This is a genomic window from Flavobacterium agri, from assembly GCF_013401995.1.
Taxonomy (GTDB): Bacteria; Bacteroidota; Bacteroidia; order Flavobacteriales; family Flavobacteriaceae; genus Flavobacterium; species Flavobacterium agri.
Map to the genome: position 1 here is coordinate 385,457 of NZ_JACBJI010000003.1, position 21,060 is coordinate 406,516.

17 protein-coding genes are annotated in these 21,060 nt (G+C 47.1%); 8 read left to right on the forward strand and 9 right to left on the reverse strand.

All coding sequences use genetic code 11. The annotated features are described in order from the left end of the window. Positions 1-25: 25 nt before the first annotated feature. The 8 genes from HZF10_RS09085 to HZF10_RS09120 all read right to left on the reverse strand — a co-directional run bounded on the left by HZF10_RS09085 (position 26) and on the right by HZF10_RS09120 (position 9,947). The gene (locus HZF10_RS09085; RefSeq protein ID WP_503328421.1) at positions 26-3,601 is read right to left on the reverse strand and encodes a M1 family aminopeptidase; all 3,576 of its coding nucleotides are present in this window, start codon (positions 3,599-3,601) and stop codon (positions 26-28) included. A gap of 17 nt (positions 3,602-3,618) precedes the next feature. Then, positions 3,619-4,491, reverse strand: a complete 873-nt coding sequence (locus tag HZF10_RS09090) for an ABC transporter ATP-binding protein (RefSeq protein ID WP_176005880.1) — start codon at positions 4,489-4,491, stop codon at positions 3,619-3,621. 185 nt (positions 4,492-4,676) lie between these two features. Then, positions 4,677-5,450, reverse strand: a complete 774-nt coding sequence (locus tag HZF10_RS09095) for a nuclear transport factor 2 family protein (protein WP_176005881.1) — start codon at positions 5,448-5,450, stop codon at positions 4,677-4,679. Between the two features lie 69 nt (positions 5,451-5,519). Continuing rightward, positions 5,520-6,257: a head GIN domain-containing protein gene (locus HZF10_RS09100; RefSeq protein WP_176005882.1), complete on the reverse strand. Its 738-nt coding sequence runs from the start codon at positions 6,255-6,257 to the stop codon at positions 5,520-5,522. A gap of 4 nt (positions 6,258-6,261) precedes the next feature. Next, complete coding sequence (locus tag HZF10_RS09105; RefSeq protein ID WP_176005883.1) at positions 6,262-8,049, reverse strand: PspC domain-containing protein; 1,788 nt, start codon at positions 8,047-8,049, stop codon at positions 6,262-6,264. Then, positions 8,046-8,384, reverse strand: coding sequence for a PadR family transcriptional regulator (locus tag HZF10_RS09110; RefSeq protein WP_176005884.1), 339 nt, complete (start codon positions 8,382-8,384; stop codon positions 8,046-8,048). Before HZF10_RS09110 ends, HZF10_RS09105 begins: the two co-directional genes overlap by 4 nt. A 39-nt stretch (positions 8,385-8,423) precedes the next feature. Next, positions 8,424-9,173 (reverse strand): GIN domain-containing protein, encoded by a 750-nt coding sequence (locus HZF10_RS09115; protein WP_176005885.1) that lies wholly within the window; start codon positions 9,171-9,173, stop codon positions 8,424-8,426. Between the two features lie 186 nt (positions 9,174-9,359). Next, positions 9,360-9,947: a DUF4870 domain-containing protein gene (locus HZF10_RS09120; RefSeq protein WP_176005886.1), complete on the reverse strand. Its 588-nt coding sequence runs from the start codon at positions 9,945-9,947 to the stop codon at positions 9,360-9,362. 155 nt (positions 9,948-10,102) lie between these two features. Between HZF10_RS09120 and HZF10_RS09125 the strand changes: the two genes are divergently transcribed. Together HZF10_RS09125 and HZF10_RS09130 are read left to right on the forward strand one after the other, a co-directional pair. Next, complete coding sequence (locus HZF10_RS09125; RefSeq protein ID WP_176005887.1) at positions 10,103-10,555, forward strand: DUF4442 domain-containing protein; 453 nt, start codon at positions 10,103-10,105, stop codon at positions 10,553-10,555. A gap of 80 nt (positions 10,556-10,635) precedes the next feature. Continuing rightward, complete coding sequence (locus HZF10_RS09130) at positions 10,636-11,541, forward strand: TIGR01777 family oxidoreductase (protein WP_176005888.1); 906 nt, start codon at positions 10,636-10,638, stop codon at positions 11,539-11,541. Between the two features lie 163 nt (positions 11,542-11,704). On the opposite strand, the gene HZF10_RS09135 is transcribed toward HZF10_RS09130, so the two are convergent. Further along, positions 11,705-14,287 carry a T9SS type A sorting domain-containing protein gene (locus tag HZF10_RS09135; protein ID WP_176005889.1) on the reverse strand — a complete coding sequence of 861 codons (2,583 nt, stop codon included), beginning with the start codon at positions 14,285-14,287 and terminating at the stop codon, positions 11,705-11,707. A 212-nt stretch (positions 14,288-14,499) separates the two neighbouring features. On the opposite strand from HZF10_RS09135, the gene HZF10_RS09140 reads away from it, so the two are divergent. The 6 genes from HZF10_RS09140 to HZF10_RS09165 all read left to right on the forward strand — a co-directional run bounded on the left by HZF10_RS09140 (position 14,500) and on the right by HZF10_RS09165 (position 21,043). Next, positions 14,500-15,048, forward strand: coding sequence for a nucleotide exchange factor GrpE (locus tag HZF10_RS09140; RefSeq protein ID WP_176005890.1), 549 nt, complete (start codon positions 14,500-14,502; stop codon positions 15,046-15,048). A 46-nt stretch (positions 15,049-15,094) separates the two neighbouring features. Beyond that, entirely contained in the window at positions 15,095-16,210 is a 1,116-nt protein-coding gene (gene dnaJ / locus HZF10_RS09145) for a molecular chaperone DnaJ (RefSeq protein ID WP_176005891.1), read from the forward strand. Positions 16,211-16,446: 236 nt separating this feature from the next. Then, positions 16,447-17,394: an ABC transporter ATP-binding protein gene (locus HZF10_RS09150; protein ID WP_176005892.1), complete on the forward strand. Its 948-nt coding sequence runs from the start codon at positions 16,447-16,449 to the stop codon at positions 17,392-17,394. Beyond that, positions 17,391-18,689 (forward strand): ABC transporter permease, encoded by a 1,299-nt coding sequence (locus HZF10_RS09155; protein ID WP_176005893.1) that lies wholly within the window; start codon positions 17,391-17,393, stop codon positions 18,687-18,689. Before HZF10_RS09150 ends, HZF10_RS09155 begins: the two co-directional genes overlap by 4 nt. A 439-nt stretch (positions 18,690-19,128) precedes the next feature. Then, on the forward strand, positions 19,129-20,292 hold the full coding sequence (locus HZF10_RS09160; protein ID WP_176005894.1) for a sigma-54-dependent transcriptional regulator: 1,164 nt from the start codon (positions 19,129-19,131) through the stop codon (positions 20,290-20,292). Positions 20,293-20,392: 100 nt separating this feature from the next. Next, positions 20,393-21,043 carry a DEAD/DEAH box helicase gene (locus HZF10_RS09165; RefSeq protein WP_176005895.1) on the forward strand — a complete coding sequence of 217 codons (651 nt, stop codon included), beginning with the start codon at positions 20,393-20,395 and terminating at the stop codon, positions 21,041-21,043. The last annotated feature ends 17 nt before the right edge of the window (positions 21,044-21,060 follow it).

Below are 21,060 nucleotides of genomic sequence, written 5' to 3' on the forward strand. Positions count from 1 at the left end.
CTTTCCGCCGTCGCCTTGCTATCGTTTAATCGAATTTTTTGAGATTGTCGTCCGTTACGCGATCGATGAGGTAATTATACGGATCGATTCCCGCATTGTAAGGCAGCTCGCTCACAGTAAACTTGAAGGTATTCTGTTTTTGAGTCACTTTCACACGTTTTTTGGCGAGTACTTTACCGAATTGGGCATCGTCTTTAGGTTCTGCGAAAACCGCAACGTCGATATAATCGGCAATCGGGATCGGTTTTTCGACACCTATCGAATCCGAACGGAATTTCTCTGATTTCGTTTCGAGCGTCACCAAAAAATCCTTGCCTTTTTTCTCGTATGACGCTTTCATCAATCGGTTGTCGAACAAGGTGATGTTCTCGAACATGTCCGAAATCAGGTATTGGAGCGAATCGGGTGTGACTTTTCGGAACTCGCGCACCGCATAATTCGATGTCGCATACGGCGGTTCTTTATACGCGAATTCGTTCAAAAGGTTGCGCAAGGCCTGGTTCGTCTGGTTTTCGCCTATCATTTCCTTGAGATAATACATCACGACACTCGCTTTGTTGTAGTGGATGTACTGCTGGCTCTCGGTTTTCATGAGCGGGCGTTCGGCCTCAGATTCGGCGCTGCGTCCCGAAAGATAATCGTCCATTTCGTACTTGAGGAACTTTTTCATCTTGTCCTTTCCGTATTCCTTTTCCATGACCATCAAAGCCGAATATTGTGCAAAGCCTTCGCTCATCATCTCGCTTCCCTGCATGTTCGCGCCGCAAAGTTGATGCGCCCAATACTGGTGGCCCATTTCGTGGGCGACGACGTAGAATACCATGTCGATGTCGCTGTCTTTCACGTCCCGCAGATCGGTGATGAAACCGATGGATTCGCTGTACGGCATCGTTCCCGGAAATGCCTGCGCAAAGCTCGAATAGCGCGGGAATTCTATGATGCGACACTGCTTTTGGTAATACGGCCCGAAATTTTTGGTGTAATATTCGAGCGATTTCTGCATCGCCTTTAACATGTTCGGAACGTTATACGCATGTTTTTTGTCGTAATAGACTTCGAGGTCGATACCATTCCATTTTTGGCGCGCGACCTGGTAATCCGCCGAAATGAACGAATAGAAATTAAGTGCTTTCTGGTCGAGTTTGTACTGGAAATAGCGTCTTCCGTTTTTCTTCCATTCCTTGACGAGCGAACCCGGAGCGATCGCGATCTGGTTCGGCGACGTGCTGATCGTCGTGTTCACCGTAACCCAATCGGAATCGTTGCCGATGTAAGTGTTCGAACGCGCTACAAGGTTGTTATCGTCGAGTTTGGGCATGCGTTGGCGCACCGGAAGCTTGAGCTTGGCGCGTTTGTTCTTGTCCTGGATCTCGTATTCGCGTTGGTATCCGAATCGCGGCAACAAATTATCGCTGTTGAAGAACGTACCGTTTTGCGTCAATCCCGTAAACGTGACTTCGTTTTCGAAACCGCGGTTCACTTTGGTCAAATTGACCTCGAACTTAATCGAATCACCTGGCTGTAAAGGTTTGTCGAGCGAGTAGACGCGATACAACAAGCGCTGTTCCTTGAGTTTGATTTTGGCGTTCGGGATTTTCATCTCGATACTGTCGGTCAAATCGGGCATCGTGAAATGGAGTTCCGAAATCGGCTTGTTCGAAACATTGTGCGCCCAAGCCGTGACTTTTGCGGTCATGCTGCGGTTTTCGGGCTGCAGGTCGATTTGGTAATCGAACTTGTAATAGCGCGGCTGCGTGATATTCTCGTATTTCTTGAACTGCTTTTCGTATGCCTCGCGTTTGTCCTGACCTTGTTTGTTCGAATCGTACGTGTTCAATACCAACGTGTTGTAATACACGAATCCGGCGCACAATACGAACAACGCCAAACTGGCGGCTATGGCGATACTGCTTTTCGAAAAACGGGTTTTGGCATTTTTCCATCGGCTTTTCCAGTCTTCTTCCTTACCTCTGATATAGGAAGCCGAAATCACGAAGAACAGCAACAAACAGAACAATCCCCAATACGCGCTATACCAAGTCAGTCCGGGAATGAATGGCCCGTAACCGTTCATGTCCGAATAAATCGTACGCGGACGCGCCCCGAAAGCCACCATGTTCGTATCGATTTCCAAAACGCTCCAGATGAAACTGTTCACGATCAGGAACGCGATGAACGCGAACCACGCGATATAGCGGTTGTTGATCAGGTAATGGAACAAAAGCGAAAGCGTAGTCAGGAACAAGATGCGCGACATCTGGATCAGGATCAATTCCTTGAAATACACGTCGATTTCGAAATTCGTATAGCCGTAAAGCATTTGGGTAAAAATACCGAGCACGATCGAAACAACGATCACGAGTAATATCGAAAGGAAAATCGCAATGAATTTAGACGTGAACAACATACCCGACAAAACCGGTGTCGCATCTTGTATCTCGTTGATTTTCGCGTCGCGTTCCTTCCAGACCAGAACGCCCGTGTAGAACGCGATAAATCCGTAGAAAAAAACGGCGTACGAATCGAGGATACTGTCGGCCACGATGTAGGTGGTCGGATAACGCGTCGTGCCGAAACTGTCGGTAAGCGTACAGAATCCGACGATCAAAATGATGAAACCGATGGCCATCACCGTAATGTAAACCGGATTTTTGATGATCGATTTTGTTTCGAATTTAATCAGGTGCAACCACGAACCGAACGTAAAAACGCCGGCTTTTTTCGGTTCGAAAACCGCGTTGGTGACCACGGGCTGTTTGAGGTTTTTCTCTTTCTTTTCCTTGGCTTTTCGGTTTTTCGCGTTGAACGAGAACTTCCAATAGATCGCCATCAATATAATAAAAGCTATACCCAGCCATAACAATCGGTTTGTTAATAACTCACCACTTAAATGCGTAACGCTATAATTCTTTTCACCCAACGTCAGATATTTGGTCATGACGTCAAAAGGACGTACTCCAAAAGGGTCTATTACCGTTGCAAGCCATTCAGTTTGTATATCTTTTGTATAAGCATCTGCCACAAAATAGAGAACGAGCATGAGTACTGATCCAACAAAAGAAACGATAGTACTTCTAAAAGTTACGGCGAGACCAAAGAGCAGAACTCCAGTAATAAAGATATTGGGAATTGCGAAGGAGACTAATCCTTGTAAATGTGCTGACCAATAAATTGCTCCATAACGTTCTGCGGGTGTCCAATCAAAAGCGGGCGCAACCAATGGTGCAATCAAAGCCCCGAGAGAAATTCCGAGTGAGGGAATCAACGAAATTATTAACGCTCCTATGAATTTGCCGAAGAAGTAATCACGTTTTTTTATTGGACTCGAAAATACGAACTGGTACATACCTGTTTCGAAATCGCGGTTGGCGGTCGCATTCATAAAAGCGGTCGTCATTAAAAGAGTAACCGTCGACATGAATACATAATAATTGATGATTTGGAAAGGTGCGTTTTTGAAAATATTACCAGGATTGCTACCTATGATAACATTTTCTGAGGCTGTTGCGCCAAAAGTGAACAACGCACAGATAAGCATGAATATCCATACCATCGGTGTTTTGAGCCAATATTTTAGCTCATATCGTATAAATTTCCACATGTAGTTTACGGTTTAGGTTAGACGAGTTCGTGGATTTTGGCGAAAAATACGTCTTCGAGATTTTCCTCGGCCTTGATGAAACCGTTGCTCGGATTGTCCTCGGCGAACACGTGGATCAACGGATTGCCGCCCACGAGTTTGTTCGAAATCACCTTGTATTCAGACTGATATTGGCCCAAAGCGTGCTTGTCGACTTTCTTTTCCCATACTTTGCCTTTGATTTGGGCGAGCGCTTCGTCCGTATTGCCGCTGAAAAGCACGCGGCCTTTGTCCATGATGGCCATTTGGGTGCACAATTCGCGCACGTCCTGTACGATATGCGTCGAAAGGATCACGATCACATTTTCCCCGATCTCGCTCAAGATGTTGTAGAATCGGTTTCTTTCACCAGGGTCGAGTCCCGCGGTCGGTTCGTCTACGATCACGAGTTTCGGATTTCCGATAAGGCATTGCGCAATCCCGAACCGCTGGCGCATCCCGCCGCTGTAACTGCTCACGGCATTTTTACGATGTTCCCAAAGGTTCACTTTGACCAAAAGTTCGCTTACGATTTGTTTGCGTTCCGATTTGTCTGCGAAACCTTTTAAAAGGGCGAGATGGTCGAGCAGGTCGACGGCCGAAGTCCTCGGATACACGCCGAATTCCTGCGGCAGGTAGCCCAAAACCTTGCGCAGGTTTTCCTTGTCCTTGAGAATGTCGATGTCGCCAAGGAAAGCCGAGCCGCTGTCTACGTCCTGAAGCGTGGCGAGCGTTCGCATGAGTGAAGATTTTCCGGCTCCGTTTGGGCCAAGTAGCCCGAACATGCCTTTTTCGATTGTGAGGGAAACATCGTTGAGCGCGTGTACGCCGTTAGGATATTTCTTGTCGATGTTGTTGATGACAAGTTTCATGTGTCGTTGGTTATTGATGGTGATTTATGGATGAATGGTTGTTTGTGAATAGTTGTTGGTGAACGGTTTATATTCTCAAAACTAACGGTTTGCTTCGATTTTAAACGATTCAAGATAGGAATTGTAACGGCCTAAACGAAAAACTCCCGCTTAGTAGACGGGAATTTTTGTAAAAGGGTTGCATGCTATTTTAAAATCGGGTCTTGTTCTACGATATTACCGTTTTCGCGTACGATAAGTTTCAAGATCTTGCCGTCGGTTTTGACGAATTCGAACGTCAGGTCGCGTTCTTTCGAGAAGAAGATCGTTTCCGATTCGGGATAAAGGATCGTCGTTTTTCCACCCAAGGTCAACGACAGCGAATTGTCGTTCGGCGCGACTGTAATAACGCCTTGCTTGCTGTCGTATCTGCCTTGGAACTGCTTCAGGGTTTTATTTGGAAGCAAAATGGATTTCCTTGTCGTTTGGTACGGCGCGGGCTGATGGTCGAAACTCAAGATGCGCTTCATTTTCCACGATCCGTTTTCCAATGTCCACAAATGTGTGAATTTGGCGACGCCCGACCAATATTCGGGTTGGTTGTTTTCGGTGATCAGGAATTTGTGCTCTCCCGAAATGATCGCGCCGTAAACCTGTCCGTTGTTTTCCATCGGATAGATTTTCACGCTTCCGCTCACGGCTTCACGACGGATTTTCCAGTTGACGCGTCCGCAAAGGTTGCGTTTGGTCGTCTGCTCGAAAGTTGGCCAGCCGTTTTGGAAACCGCCTTTGTCGTGGTAGAATTCGACGTCTTCGGCCACGAATCTGTGCATGCCGTCGATATCGCAATGGTTATAGGCAACCCAGAAAAGACTGTCGTTTTCGTGTATTGTTTTTTGTAAGTCAGTGCTTTGTGAGAAAGTTGAGCCGCTAAAAAAAAGCAACAGCAACCCGGCCATGTTCAAAAGAGATGGTTTCATAAACTATAAGATAATTGGGTTGCTGATTGCTTTTCGGCCTAAGCCAATAAAGAACAGTTAGTAAGTAAATTATTGCTTGGAGACGCTTCCGCCCGAACTTTCGTCTTTGGTGAACGATTTCGGATCGTTGTTATAGCGCACGGAACCGCCGCTTGATGCTTTCCCGTCGAGTTTTACAAGCGGGTGCACCAAAATGTTGCTGCCCGAACTTGCATCGGCAGAGACGTCGTTGGCAAGCAAATCGCCTGCCTTGATTTCGCTTCCGCTTGAAGAATCGGTCCTGAAATCAAGTGCTTTCCCGGTCACTTCAAGGTGGCTTCCGCTCGATGAACCGGCCGAAAGATTATCGGCTTCTACGACTACTTTCATGTCGGCTCCGCTCGAAGTGCTCAGGTCGAGGTCTTCGCTTCTGAGGTTTCCGCTTGACGTGAGGCTTGATCCGCTTTCGGCTTCAAGCGATGAGATTTTCGGCATTTTGACGGTCACTTTTTTCGAAGCCACGTTCGAATAGCTGTTGTAATCGGACGTGATGATAAGTTTGTCGCCTTCGAGTCTGGTCTTGATGCCGTTTATTACGTTATCATCGGCCTCGACCACCACCGATACCTGGTCGGCTTGTTCGATCACGACGTCAAGCCCGCGTTCCGATTGGACTTTGGTGAATGCGCCGTCGATCTTGCGCGTTTCTGTTTTTACGTTTCCGCTGCCTACTACGGTCTTCATGTCGAAATCCATGCAGGAATTCAGCGAAAGTGCCGCGATTGTGGCGAGTACAAAAGTGGTGGTCGATTGGATGATGCGTTTCATGTTATTATTCGGTTTTGATGATTACTCCGTTGTCGTCTATTTTGAGACTTTTCAATTTTCCCGATTCGTTTTTGTTGCCGTTCTGCACGCGAACCCCGTTTTTGTCTACGGTGATGGTTTTCGTACTGTCGCCGTTGTTCTCGATGATCACGCCGTGAACGTTGATGCTGTCGTTGGCTTCGTCCCAATTTTCATCGGAATCGTTCCATTCGTCATTCTCGTCCGGCGGGCAATTGAGGCATTTCACCTGGTCTTTCCCGACTTTGTAATCGTACTCGCCAGACCAGTGAAGGTTAAAGAATCCGTCGTCGCTCCAGTCGAAATTCTCTAGGCTTTCGTCTGGTTTGAGGTAAATTCCTTCAGGAACGTATAGGAAAATCTCGACTTCCTGCTTGCGGTATTTGTTTTCTACGTCGGTAAGCAGATAGTTGTCTAAAATTAGGTGATTTCCTTCAATTGAGAAACCGTATCTGATTTTTTCTGAACGTTGCTTGGCTTCCGAAAGCGATTTGCCGCGTGCAACCTTCTCGACCTGCACATACGGGAACTTCTCGTCTGTCTTGAGGATTTCGATATGCACCTCGTTCGAATAGATCACGTCTTTGCCTTTTTCGTCCTGCGTGAATTCGAAGTCGTGGCGGTTCTCGACGTTTTTCGCATAGTAATCGTTATAGCGGAATTTCACATGAAGCGTGTCGTTTGTCGCGATCTGCAACGTCTGTTTTTCGACGGTCTTTCCTTCGTATCCGATTTCGGTGGCTTGTTTTACGCCAAGTGTGATCAGGATTCCGATAGAGATCAGCCACAAAGCCAACAACGTGTATTTCGCGACATTTCCGATAGATTTCAAGTTGCTCACGAGCAGTTTCAATCCCAAAATGAACAGGAAGAATACCGGGATTCCGATGGCAAGGAAACCAAGCGTAGCCACAGACCACAACGGGAAATCGGTGTAATTGAGCGCGTCGGCATATTTTTGCCAAGGCACGTCGATGAAAGACGATGATCCCAAAGTGAACAGGCTGATGAATCCGCTTATCAGCAATAGTGCCGTGAATACAACGATGAGCGCCCCAAGCACCTTAGCGAACGCTCCGAAAACCTTTCCCAGCACATCGAGGATGTTGTTGGCGACACGTTCGGCACCGGTTTTTACCTGATTGCCCATTTGGTCGTAGTTGGCGTTCTTGAACTTGTCGGATACGTTTTCGAATTCCTCACGCACTTTCTTTTCGATGTTAGAAATGGTCACGGGCTCACCTCTCATTTCGAGCTTTTCGGCTGTGGTTTGGGCGGCCGGCGTTACGATCCACAATACGAAGTAGGCGATGATTCCGGTTCCGAAACCTGCGAATACGAAAATCAGGAACAAGATCTTGATCCACACCGCGTCGATCCCGAAATAATGCCCGAGGCCTGTCGCAACACCGCCAACCATACCTTTTTCGGTATCGCGGTACAGTTTTTTCATGCGTTTCGGAGCCGTGTATTCAAAGTTGGCCGAAGCCGCCGCAGGCTGTCCGTCGTCTTCGATGCGATAGTCTTCGGGTTGTCCCATGATGGCGATGACCTCGTCGACTTCGCGTGAATTGATGACTTGTTTTTCGTGCGTGTGTTTTTCCGAAATGATTTCGGCTATGCGCATCTCGATGTCCTTGATGATCTCATCTTGGCCCGTCGAGTTGTTGAGCGAGCGTTTTATCGCCTCGAAATAGCGATTCAGTTTTTGGTAGGCATCTTCGTCTATGTGAAAGAACATCCCGCCGAGATTGATATTTACAGTCTTGTTCATGATTGCGATTTTTGGTTGGTGATTATGTTCACGGCGTCGGAAAGCTCTGTCCAGGTACCGTTCAATTCTGTTAGAAAAATTTTGCCGTTTTCGGTAAGCCCGTAATATTTTCGCGGCGGTCCCGAGGTTGATTCCTCCCAACGGTAATTGAGAAGTCCGTCGTTTTTGAGCCTTGTGAGCAGCGGATAAACCGTTCCTTCAACCACAAGCAGTTTGGCGTTTTTCAATGTGTCGAGGATTTCCGAAGTATAAGCATCCTTTTCTTTAAGGACACTCAGTATGCAGAACTCGAGCACACCTTTGCGCATCTGGGCTTTTGTGTTTTCAATATTCATAATTCCACTTTTATTGTTTTTAAAATCCGGATTTGGGAATCAGATTCCTGAGATCGCGGTGGTATTTGATTTTACGATTTTGGCATCTTCGGGCAACGTCGTGCTCGTCGGATAGCCTGCCCAGCTGATCTGGGAACCTTCGGTGATTTTCACCAATACTTCTTTTTCGACGTTGGCCGCGATCTGCGAATTGCCCGAAGCGTCGAGCGCGCTTATTGAAGTATACAATGTTTTGGCGAAACACTTGGAACCGTGCGCGGCATTGATCGTCGCGTTGGCGGCCCATCCTGAAAGTCTTGCCGTCGATTTGCCGTCGATGCTGGCCGAAAACTCACGAGCGGTCACGTTTCCGCTGAAAAAAGAACCCGCTTTGAGGTCAAGGCCTAATTTCGATGCGTTCACGTTTCCGGTAAAAATCGAGTGAGACGCGAGGCTGATTTGCAATTCAGGCATGTTGAGCTCGTTGGTAAGGCTCACTTGCGAATTTTCGGACACCGTAAGGCTTGATAGCTCGCTAAGCGAAATGTACACTTTGGCATCGCCTTCGAGTTCGTCTTTGGTGTACACGAACAATGTTTCGTCTTTCACTTCGGTGACCAAATCGTTGAGCGAAAGCGCATCGGGTGCCTGTGCGAAGAGTTCCGATGTACCGCTTTGGGTGAGCACGAGCTCGACGCCATCGTTTACGACTATTTTACTGAAGTGTTGCATTTCTCTGGTTTCAGAAACCTGTGACTGCGCTAAAGTCCCTACGAGGAACATGCTTAGCTGGGTGATGATTTTTAACATGATCTTTTTTGATTTTTCCCGTCGCGCTACAACAGTCTGATTGCGCTTCGGGGTGATGATTGGACTTGATTTTAAATGGATTATGAATATTGAAACAACGTTAATGACTGATTAGGTCGCTTTTTGTTTCAATCCGATTGATCATAATCGCGATTTTGATTGATGATGAACGTTTGAAAAGATTGATTAGGCCTTTTCGTTTTCGTCTGGTTCGACTGATTCGTTTGATGATGATTGAACTCCCGATGATTGTATTTCTGTTTCTTTTTCTTTTTCTGCAACTGTTTCCTCTGCTTCCTGAACTTCGGGTTGATTATTTCCTGAAATAAAAGGTATGCACAGCGGATATTTGTATTCCTTTCCTTCGCTTGCCCGTACCGACGCGTAGACCACGAGGAAAAATTCGGCCACTTTCAAAAAGCAGAACAAGACGACGGCGAGGATGGCGAGGATTACGATTCCCGAAATGTTCTCGGGTGTCAAGTCGTTCCCTATATAGACTTCGTCATGCATCATGGCGCGAAACGGGGCGTGCTTAAAAATCGTGAACAGGAAGATCGGGATCGCGATAAGGCAAAGAGCGAGCGTGTAGACGAAAATGCTGAGTTGGAAATTGATCGACTGACGTCCGTGTTCGTCTATGAATTTTGAGTCCTTTTTCGTGCTGCTCCAAATGACGAGCGGAAAAATGAAGTTCCCGAAAGGGATGAACCATTGTGCGAAAGTGCTCAAGTGCACCAACATCGCTTTGCTTTTATTTCCTTGTGTTTCCATGATTGATGAGTAACATAGTAATTTCTTATGCAAATATATATATGAAATAAGGTATCTTGTTTTGCATAGTACTTATAATTAACAAAATGTTAACATTTAAATAGGTTCAGAAGATGTGCGGAAAATGCTTATTTTAGCCTCAAAACATAGTAGTTATGGGCGTTTCCGCGAGTCAGTTGAATAAATTCCTGTTTGTTAAACTTCCGTCGGCTTTTTTGTGCGGAGTACGTGTGAAAAGCATCGATGAAGCGAAATGTGTGACCTCGGTAAAGTTCAGATGGATCAACCAAAACCCGTTCAATTCCATGTATTTTGCCGTCCAGGCGATGGCTGCGGAACTGTCTACGGGCGCGCTTGTCATCAATCATATCAACAATTCGGGAAAGAAAGTGTCGATGCTCGTCGCTTCGAATAAAGCCGTTTTTACCAAAAAGGCCGTCGGGCGAATCACCTTTACGTGTAATGACGGCGACAAAATCCGCAGCGCGATCCAGGAAACCATAAGAACCGGAGAAGGCGTCACATGCTGGATGACCTCGATTGCCGTAAACGAAAAAGGCGAGCAGGTTTCCGTGATGGATTTCGAGTGGACGCTCAAGGCCAAATAGACGTTAAATCCTTTATAATTAACGTTGTCTTTCCAAACGCGCGCGATTATCAAGCGTACCTTTAAGCAAAACGAATCCGCATGAAAGTATTGATTACAGGCGCGACAGGGCTTGTCGGGAAGCAGTTGTCGGTCAAATTGGCGGCCCATAAGATCGATGTCCATTATCTTACCACAAGCAAGAAAGACATCAGGAACGAACCTCACTTCAGCGGGTTTTTCTGGAATCCCGAAAACGAGATCATTGACGAAAAATGCCTCGAAGGCGTGGATGCGATCATTCATTTGGCGGGCGCGAACATTTCGAAGCGCTGGACGAGACGTTACAAACAACAAATCATAGAAAGCCGCGTATTGTCTGCGAATCTGTTGTTCAAACTACTCAAGGAAAACCAGAACCAGGTCAAACAATTCATTTCGGCTTCGGCCATCGGAATCTATAAGGATAGCCTTTCGATCTATCACACCGAGGATTCGAAAGATATCGAACAATCGTTCATAGGCCATGTCGTCTCAAAATGGGAATGCGCCGCCGACCGTTTCGCTTCGATAGGATTGAAAGTCTGCAAAATCAGGACCGGACTCGTCTTGGCCAAAGAAGGCGGAATGTTGCCGCAAGTGGCAAAACCCGTAAAATTCGGGTTCGGCGCTGCTTTCGGAACTGGCGAGCAATGGCAATCGTGGATACACATACACGATTTGGTCAACATGTACGTCACCGCTTTGCAAGAAAACTGGGAAGGCGCTTTCAATGCGACGGCTCCGCATCCGGTAACGAACCGCGAAATGGTAAAAGCGATCGCCAAAACACTCCACAAACCGTATTTTATGCCCAACTTGCCCGAGTGGCTGCTTAATATGATGTTAGGGGAAATGGCGAGTCTATTGTTTCTGAGTCAAAAAGTGAAACCGGAAAAGACTTTGGATAAGGGTTTCCGATTCCAATACGAAACGTTGGATTCGGCCTTAGAAAACCTGCTCAAATAAAAAAAGCTCCGCGTTTACCGGAGCTTTTTCTATTAACGGATGAATTAATAATGTCTTTTTCGCCCGAAGGCCTAACCTTAATATTTTTTCTTTAAAACAAACATAACGAAACGAAATCGAAATAGTTGTAAAAAAGTGCTAAAATTTTTCGATTAGCTCATTTCTAATACATTACGTTTAATTTTTTGATGAGTTTGACGCTGTTCGAACCTTGGACAGACGACATTCTCAGGATGTATTGTCCGGTTTGGATTCCATCAGGCATATCGATGATCAAATCGTGTTTTCCGGTCGCTTGTGTTTCGTTTGGCAGATAGGTTTTAAGCAGTTTTCCGTTCAAATCGTAAAGCGATACGGTAAGTTTTGTGTCCTGTGTTAATTCGTAGGTGAAGGTGGTTTGGTTTTCGACCGGATTCGGATAAATCATAGATTCGTTTTTGGCGAAATCGATCGTGCCCAATGCGCCGTCCTGAAGCAGCCTGAAAATCCGGATTTGCCCTGAGTCGTTGCCGCCATTGCCTACGGCCAGTATTTTCCCGTCAGACTGGCGTTTGAGTGTTTCGATTATGGTGTAGTTTCCATCAAAGGAAAGATCGAGCAGTCCATTTACTCCAAACGAAGTGTCGAGTGCCCCGTCCGGATTCAATCTTGACAATTTGTTGCCTCCGAAAATAATGTCACCATTGTCTGCAAGACATAAAGCCAGCGCATAGGTACCGGTCGTAATGTATTTGCCATTGGTTGCGAAAGAGGTATCGATGCTTCCGTCGCTGTTGAGTTGCATAACATAACTCCCATTGGCCGAGGTCACGGCCAAAAGGATCTTGCCAGAGGCTGTGACGTCCATCCAATGTACATTCTCATTGGGATCAAAATCGAAATTTGCGATACCGTTTGTGCCGAAAGAAGTCGCTAAGCTTCCATTTTGATTGATTTTGGCAACGAATATGTCCAATTCTGAACTGGTGCTCCATTTGATTCCTGAAACAAGGCACGATCCGTCGGGAAAAACTTTATAGGCATCGATTTGCCCGCTAAAAGGCAATGTGCAATAAGCGTCATCGGAAAAAGTTTGGTCATAGTAATAGTTACCCTCTATTGTCTTCATACGGACGATAAGGGGTTCGTAAGTAAACTGCGTATGCCCAAACAGCATCGTTTTCCCGTTTGTTTCCTCTGAAGATTCATGGAAAGTGTAATTGTCATACAAAGCTAACACTGCGTTAGAAGTCCCATTCTCATTATAGATGCATACCCTTCTTCGGCCTTCAGTTAGGAATATGTGTCCATCAGGCGCCAAATGTTGCCTTACCTCGAACGCTTCGGTAGTATAGGACATGCCCTGCATATAAGCACTGCCGTTTTGCCCGAATCCGGAATCGGGTTGACCATTGGCTAAAAAGCCCAAAAGACAAACGGAATCACCTCCATTGCGAGAAGCATCCGGGCCATAAGCGCAAACGACATACTTCCCGTTTGCTAAACGGTCAATGTCGCGCGCTTCCACACTTCCGGACGGGAGAGGGATGCCGAGCGTGACAGGGGTCGATAAATCGGCATAAAAATTTTGAAAGTCATTGATTAAGTCGGCTGAATAGAGTCTGCGGTTTTTACTGCCAAAGCAGGCAAGATTTCCATTGTTTGAAAAGGCAAATGTGGTTTCTGAAAGAGGTGTGAATATTTCCTCACCCACTGATACACTTGAATTCGCTATTGTCCAGGTAAAAATTTCTATTGGGTAGGTAGACGTGTATTTATAATTTCCATAGAAGGCTATCCTGCCGGAAGTGTCCACGATTGCTTTTTTCCAAAGAGCAAGAGTGGCATCCGTGTATGTCGAAAACCAGCTCGTAATGTAGTTTTGATGTGTCGGGTCCAATGTGCCGTCACTAAGTATTTCATTGATGTAAAACCTCTGTTTTCCGTTTGTGATATAACTACCCGCAACATAAACTTTTGAGTTGCTTGTAACCGCTATGGTGGAGGCGAAATCATTACCGCCAATGTTAAACACTTTCAGTCCGTTGGCTTGAAACGTTATATCAGGCGTACCGTTTGAGAGATATTTGAGCACAAAAGAATCTTTTGTAGTGCCATTGATCGATTGTCCGCAAACCCATATCGCATCCGTCGTGACGAAAATCCCTTCGCCCAGGGTTCCGGTTGTACCCACGCCCACGGCGAGTTGTCCGTTCGTGCCGAAAGTAGTGTCAAGAGAAGCGTCGGTATTTATCCTGATCAGGGTTGAGACCGGCTCCGTTGATGTGGCCGGGGAACTCAATAAAACCAATACTTCGTCGTCGCTCGAAACGCGCATGTCTTTCAGGGTTTTGCCATCGAGAGCCAATTCCATGGCGCCTTGGTTGCCGAATGAGGGATCAGGGATTCCCGAGGCGGTCAGGCGGTTCACGAGCAGCGCGCCGTTGTTTTCGATGGCCACGACGATCTTGCCGTCCGACTGCAATCCGAGCAACGCTTTGGAAGTCGCCGATACATCGGAAGCATAATCATATAAAATGCTAGTCCCGTTTTGGCCGAATGCCAGATCGGTCCTGTTTGCCGAATTGTATTTGGCCAGAAACAGTCGCGATGTGTTTTCGACTGCTGTGATCGCCGCAAAAATATAGCTGCCATCCCCAAGGCGTAGGGCATCCTTTGCGGTTTCTTTAGATTGCATACCGAAACCACTGTAGACGGCATGTCCGTTTGTGCCAAAATCCGGGTCGGGAACATTGTTTTGTCCCACGCAAATCTTGCTAAACAGAAAAACTGTGAGTAATAATTTCTTCGTAAAAATAATTTGGGCGCGAAAGTATAGATTTTAATGAATTAATTCCGATGACAATTTGACATCTAACCCATTTTGGAACTACTTTTGCACCCTCGCACGCAAATCGCTGCCAGAAATACAGCCTGGCGGTGTCGAGATATTGAATAAAATCACACAAAATACCAGCAATGGCAACAGATAACAACGAGAACATCCACGACAACCAACCCGAATTCGACGAGACGACATTAGAGGCGAACGCCAACGGCGAACAAGTGATCGTTGACGAAAAGTCAGTCGAGGAACAACTTCGTGACGATTTGGGCAAGGAAAAAGACAAATTCCTGCGCCTTTTCGCCGAATTCGAGAATTTCAAGAAACGCAACGCCAAAGAGCGCGTCGAATTGTTCAAGACCGCGAACCAGGAAGTGCTTTTGGCGCTTTTACCGGTTCTTGACGACTTTGATCGTGCGTTGGCCGAAATCGGTAAATCGGCAGACGAAAACCTACTAAAGGGCGTTTCTTTGATACACGACAAGTTCAAAAGTACGTTGACATCCAAAGGATTGGAGCAAGTCGAAGTAAATCCGGGCGACACGTTCGATGCCGATTTTGCCGAAGCCATCACCCAAATCCCGATGCCCGAAATGAAAGGCAAAATCGTCGACGTGATCGAAAAAGGCTATAAATTGGGCGACAAAATCATCCGTTTCCCAAAAGTCGTGACCGGACAGTAATCCTGTTAAAACCAAACAAAACAGCTGAATCCAGCCTGAGAAGAAGATGAAAAAAGACTATTACGAAGTACTCGGGGTTTCCAAATCGGCAGACGCGGCCGAAATCAAGAAAGCCTATCGCAAAAAAGCGATCGAATATCACCCGGACAAGAATCCTGGCGACAAGCAGGCCGAAGAGAATTTCAAGACGGCAGCCGAAGCCTATGAAGTGTTGAGCGATCCGCAAAAGCGCCAACAATACGACCAGTTCGGACACAACGCGTTCAACGGAGCCGGCGGTTTCGGTGGCGGTCATCACATGAACATGGACGACATCTTCAGCCAGTTCGGCGATATTTTCGGATCGGCTTTCGGCGGTGGGTTCGGTGGCGGATTTGGCGGCGGACAGCAACGTCGCGCCAAAGGAAGCAACCTGCGCATCAAAGTGAAAATGACTTTGGACGAAATCGTCAACGGCGTCGAGAAAAAAGTCAAGGTAAAGCGCAAAGTGCAGGCGAAAGGCGTGACCTATAAAACGTGTCCGATGTGTAACGGCCAAGGTCAGGTGATGCGTGTGACCAATACGATTTTGGGACGTATGCAATCGGCTTCGACGTGTCCGCAATGTCAGGGAATCGGCCAGATCATCGACCACAAACCAAAAGATGCAGACGCTTTCGGAATGATTGCCGAAGACGAAACCGTATCGATCAAAATCCCGGCTGGTGTTTCAGACGGCATGCAACTCAAAGTCGCCAACAAAGGAAACGATGCTCCCGGCAACGGGATTCCGGGCGATCTGATCGTGGCGATCGAAGAGGTCGAACACGAGTTCCTCAAGCGCGAAGGCGAGAATTTGCATTACGACCTGTATATCAGTATCCCCGAAGCGGTTCTCGGAATCTCGAAAGATATCGACGCCGTAAACGGAAAGGTGCGCATCAAGCTCGAAGAAGGCATACAATCAGGAAAAATATTAAGGCTTAAAGGCAAAGGTGTGCCAAGCCTGAACAGTTACGGTTCGGGCGATCTTTTGGTACACGTAAACGTTTGGACGCCACGCGAGTTGACCAAAGAGCAGAAGCAATTTTTCGAAAAGGCGCTCAACGACGACAGTTTTGCGCCATCGCCCGAAAAGACAGAAAAATCTTTTTTTGAAAAAGTCAAGGATATGTTTTCATAATTAAAAAAACATTTTTATTTTTGACGGTGTTACTAGGTGACTAGTAATTTCTTTTTCATAGCAATTTTTCCCATCCTTGTGCAAATAAGGGTGGGTTTTTTTTGCTTCGCGCTTTAAGCAATAGGCTTTTATACTCCATAAATGGGAGAATCGTGATTTTTTGCCGTTTCGTTGCCTACTGCTTATAGTTTACGGCTTATTGCATTTCACTATCTTTACGCCACTAAAAAACAATCATGTCCAACATACTCGAAGCAAGGAACGTCGTCAAGCAATACGGCGACTATACGGCCTTGAATTCTGTGTCCTTGTCTGTTCCGAAAGGCAGCATTTATGGGCTTTTGGGGCCGAACGGTGCCGGAAAGACCTCACTCATCCGAATCATCAACCAAATCACGTTCCCAGACTCGGGTGAAGTGTTGCTCGACGGCGAAAAACTCAGCGCGAAACACATTTCCCATATCGGATATCTGCCCGAAGAACGCGGCTTGTACAAATCGATGAAAGTAGGCGAACAATGCCTGTATCTCGCCCAACTCAAAGGATTGTCGTATCCCGAAGCCAAAAAGCAGCTCGAATATTGGTTCGACAGGCTCGAGATACAAGGCTGGTGGAACAAGAAAATCCAGGAACTCTCGAAAGGCATGGCGCAAAAGATCCAGTTCGTGGTGACTGTGTTGCACAAACCAAAATTGCTGATTTTCGACGAGCCATTCTCGGGTTTCGATCCTGTGAACGCCAACATCATCAAGGATGAGATCCTCGAACTCAAAAAGCAGGGCGCGACGATCATTTTCTCGACGCACCGCATGGAATCGGTAGAAGAATTGTGCGACGACATCGCATTGATCCACAAATCGAACAAACTCATAGAAGGCAAGCTCATAGACGTGAAGCGCGCGCACCGCAGCCAGAATTTCGAAGTCGGGATTTTGACCGATAACGTCGAAGGATTGATGTACGACCTTACTCAAAAATTCATGATTTCCCAAGCCGATTTCAAGTCGCTCAATGACGAACTCAAGCTCAACATCCAGATCGGGAATTCCAAGCCCAACGAATTATTGTCGGTACTTACCAACCGCGGCCAGGTCACGCATTTCGTGGAAAAAATCCCGAGCGTGAACGACATTTTCATACAAACCGTAACGTCTAACGATCCATCCGAAGTCTTGCATTCATGAGCGCACTTACCCTAATCATCAAACGCGAATTCATCGCCAAGGTCCGCAACAAGTCGTTTATCGTGATGACGTTTTTGAGTCCGTTGCTGTTTGCGGGAATTGCCGTACTCGTCGGATATCTGAGTTCACTCAAGGCCGACGTCCAGACCATCGCGATCCACGACGAGACCGGATTGTTCGTCAACGAATTCAAAAGCGGAGACGCATTCAAATACGAAAACCAATCGTCTGTCGCGGTCGAAATCTTGCGCGACAGTATCAAATCGGGGAAATACGAAGGCGTGTTGTTCATTCCGAAAGCCAAAGACAGCAAATCGCTCGAGAAAAGCATCAAATATTATTCGGACGACGATCCCGGAATCGCATTCGTGGCCGGGCTGGAAGACATCATCGCCAGCAAACTCACCGAAACCAATTACGTCAACGCCAAGCTCGATACGCTGCAGATCCGCAATGCCGAAGCCAATGTAGAGATCAGCCTTTCGAAATCTTCGGGCGAAGTCGGACTCAAGTATTTCAACGAAATCAAGATTGCTTTCGGATGCGCGTTCGGCTACCTGATCATGATGTTCATCATCATTTACGGAAACATGGTCATGCGTTCGGTGATCGAGGAGAAGACGAACCGCATCATCGAAATCATCATTTCGTCGGTCAAACCGTTCCAATTGATGATGGGCAAAATCATCGGAACATCACTCGCAGGCGTACTTCAATTCGTGATCTGGTCGATTATCGGTGTGCTATTGTTGCTCGTGGCCGCTTCGTTTTTCGGCGTGACGCCAGGAGTCGGTGTTTCGGGCCAGATGGCTTCCCAAGCGAGCCAAATGTCCGATTCCCAATTGTATATAGCCGAATTGGGCAAACTCCCGATCGGGACGATGATTTTCGCGTTCATCGTGTATTTCATCGGCGGATATTTTCTGTACAGTTCGGTTTATGCCGCAATCGGTGCCGCAGTAGACAGCGAAACCGATTCCCAGCAATTCATGATGCCGATCATCATGCCGCTTATGTTGGGCGTTTACATCGGGGTTTTCACGGTCATAAACGATCCGCACGGAACGGTCGCCACGACATTTTCGATGATTCCGCTCACGTCGCCTATCGTCATGCTCATGCGTATCCCGTTCGGTGTACCTTGGTGGCAGATCGCGTTGTCTATGGGTATTTTGTTCGGCACGTTCTTCGCCGTGGTTTGGTTCGCGGCCAAGATTTACCGCATCGGCATCCTTATGTACGGCAAAAAGCCGACGTGGAAAGAGATGTTCAAGTGGATGAGGTATTCGGGTTGAGTTTTCAAGAACAGCTAGTTTCTGCAACCACCTTCTGAATAAGAAGCCAATCCGGCTGTCCGCTATTAGTTTTACGGGTCGCGCGTTTTTTTGCAACTCGTTTAGCGGGCTTCCTGCGGTCGCCCGCACACTTCGGCAAAAAATGCACACGACCCGCAAAAGCTAGCCGCTTCCATCGGGCTAGGGGAATTGGGTGATTTTAAGATTTGGTGTATGAAATCTGCAATTGGGTAACGGGTAGAATCGATAAATTGTGCGTGGGCGGGCACGCAGTGCCGCCATTGTAAACGCTTCCTCAAATTTGACAAACCATTAACGCCAAGCTTCAGCAGAACTTTCGTAAATTCCCACGTCTAATCCAAAAATCTAAAGCAAAGCGTATCCAAAACGCAGCGTGTCTAAAGCGCGGCGTGTCTGAAAGCGCAGCGCTTCTAAAAAAATGCCAAAAATCCTGCTCATAGAAGACGAAGCCGCCATCCGACGCGTGCTCGGCAAAATCCTTTCCGAAGAAAGCGACACCTACAAAGTCGAAGAAGCCGAAGACGGCGTACAAGGTTTCGAGAAAATCAAAGCCACCGATTACGACCTGGTTTTGTGCGACATCAAAATGCCCAAAATGGACGGCGTCGAACTGCTCGAAGCCGTCAAAAAGATAAAACCCGAAATCCCGATGGTCATGATCTCGGGCCATGGCGACATGGAAACCGCGATCCAGGCCATGAAACTCGGCGCGTTCGATTACATCTCGAAACCGCCCGACCTGAACCGTCTTTTGAACACGGTAAGAAATGCGCTCGACAAGAAGCAACTCGTCGTCGAGAACAAGATCCTCAAGAAAAAAGTCTCGAAAAATTACGAGATGATCGGCAATTCCGAACCTATCGACCATATCAAGGACATGATCGAAAAAGTCGCACCGACAGAAGCGCGCGTGCTCATAACCGGCCCGAACGGCACCGGAAAGGAACTCGTCGCCCACCAATTGCACGAAAAAAGCGAGCGCGCAAACGCCCCGTTGATCGAGGTCAATTGCGCGGCGATCCCATCCGAACTCATCGAAAGCGAATTGTTCGGGCACGTAAAAGGCGCGTTCACCTCGGCCGTAAAAGACCGCGCCGGCAAGTTCGAAGCCGCAGACAAAGGCACGATCTTCCTTGACGAAATCGGCGACATGAGCTTATCGGCGCAAGCCAAAGTGTTGCGTGCGCTCCAGGAAAACAAAATCTCGCGCGTCGGTGACGAAAAAGAAATAAAAGTCGATGTGCGCGTGATCGCCGCGACAAACAAAGACCTGAAACACGAGATCGCAGAAGGCCGTTTCCGCGAAGATTTGTACCATCGTTTGGCGGTCATCCTCATAAAAGTTCCGGCGTTGAACGACAGGCGAAGCGATATTCCGTTACTTGTAGAACATTTTGCGGCCAAAATCGGCGAGGAGCAAGGCAAGGAAACCAAATCGTTCTCAGATCCGGCATTGAAACTGCTTCAGGAATACGATTGGACTGGAAATATCCGCGAATTGCGCAACGTTGTCGAAAGGCTTATCATCCTTGGCGGAAGCGAAATTTCCGAAAACGACGTCAAACTTTTCGCAAGCAAGTAAGCCTAATCAGATAATTTTAAAATTGGAATAATTAGAGAAGGACAACCGTTCGCATGGCGATTCGTTCTCTAACTTTGCAAACCAATTATCACATCGATTCATGCAACTCAAAAAAATAAACCCGAACCTTCAAAAAGCGCTCGTCGAAAATGGGCTTGAAGATGCGTTCGAACTCATAGCCGATACGTTCTCAACCGTCAAAAGCGGTTCCGACTGCGTGATCGCATCGCCAGGCGCAACCGGAAAAACGACCTTGCTCGTCATCAATGCCATCCAAAAGCTGCAAAAACCCGAAGGAGAAAGTACACGCGCGGTGATAATCGTCGAATCTAAGGAAAAAGTACTCGAAATGGTGGAATTGTTCCGCAAATACGGACAATACACGGGTTTGCGTGTGATAGGCGCGCATGACAAAGGCGACATCGATTACGACAAGAACCAAATTTCGTTGGGAATCGACGTATTGGTCGGAACTCCAACGAAAATCAACGCCATGTTCGCTTCTGCAGGATTCAATTTGACGACGGTTCGATTTTTCGCGATAGACGACGCCGATGTGCTGTTCAAAAACCGTCAAGATGCCGTCATTCTTAGATTGGCCGAAAGTATCGTCAAGACTCAATTCGTATTTACCTGCTCCGAAATCACCGAAAGGGTCGAAATAATCGCCGACAAAATCATGACCGAACCTTTGTTTTTCGAAACCGACGATTCGTACGAAGACGACGATTCAGATGACGAGGAAGAATAAATAAGTAAAGTCATGCG

What these genes read in the sequence shown, in the direction of transcription:
- HZF10_RS09160 (WP_176005894.1), top strand. Translation starts at nt 19,129, where the DNA reads ATGCCAAAAATCCTGCTCATAGAAGACGAAGCCGCCATCCGACGCGTG.
- HZF10_RS09120 (WP_176005886.1), bottom strand. Translation starts at nt 9,947, where the DNA reads ATGGAAACACAAGGAAATAAAAGCAAAGCGATGTTGGTGCACTTGAGC.
- HZF10_RS09155 (WP_176005893.1), top strand. Translation starts at nt 17,391, where the DNA reads ATGAGCGCACTTACCCTAATCATCAAACGCGAATTCATCGCCAAGGTC.
- HZF10_RS09100 (WP_176005882.1), bottom strand. Translation starts at nt 6,257, where the DNA reads ATGAAACGCATCATCCAATCGACCACCACTTTTGTACTCGCCACAATC.
- HZF10_RS09105 (WP_176005883.1), bottom strand. Translation starts at nt 8,049, where the DNA reads ATGAACAAGACTGTAAATATCAATCTCGGCGGGATGTTCTTTCACATA.
- HZF10_RS09115 (WP_176005885.1), bottom strand. Translation starts at nt 9,173, where the DNA reads ATGTTAAAAATCATCACCCAGCTAAGCATGTTCCTCGTAGGGACTTTA.
- HZF10_RS09125 (WP_176005887.1), top strand. Translation starts at nt 10,103, where the DNA reads ATGGGCGTTTCCGCGAGTCAGTTGAATAAATTCCTGTTTGTTAAACTT.
- HZF10_RS09130 (WP_176005888.1), top strand. Translation starts at nt 10,636, where the DNA reads ATGAAAGTATTGATTACAGGCGCGACAGGGCTTGTCGGGAAGCAGTTG.
- HZF10_RS09165 (WP_176005895.1), top strand. Translation starts at nt 20,393, where the DNA reads ATGCAACTCAAAAAAATAAACCCGAACCTTCAAAAAGCGCTCGTCGAA.
- HZF10_RS09095 (WP_176005881.1), bottom strand. Translation starts at nt 5,450, where the DNA reads ATGAAACCATCTCTTTTGAACATGGCCGGGTTGCTGTTGCTTTTTTTT.
- dnaJ (WP_176005891.1), top strand. Translation starts at nt 15,095, where the DNA reads ATGAAAAAAGACTATTACGAAGTACTCGGGGTTTCCAAATCGGCAGAC.
- HZF10_RS09085 (WP_503328421.1), bottom strand. Translation starts at nt 3,601, where the DNA reads ATGTGGAAATTTATACGATATGAGCTAAAATATTGGCTCAAAACACCG.
- HZF10_RS09150 (WP_176005892.1), top strand. Translation starts at nt 16,447, where the DNA reads ATGTCCAACATACTCGAAGCAAGGAACGTCGTCAAGCAATACGGCGAC.
- HZF10_RS09090 (WP_176005880.1), bottom strand. Translation starts at nt 4,491, where the DNA reads ATGAAACTTGTCATCAACAACATCGACAAGAAATATCCTAACGGCGTA.
- HZF10_RS09110 (WP_176005884.1), bottom strand. Translation starts at nt 8,384, where the DNA reads ATGAATATTGAAAACACAAAAGCCCAGATGCGCAAAGGTGTGCTCGAG.
- HZF10_RS09140 (WP_176005890.1), top strand. Translation starts at nt 14,500, where the DNA reads ATGGCAACAGATAACAACGAGAACATCCACGACAACCAACCCGAATTC.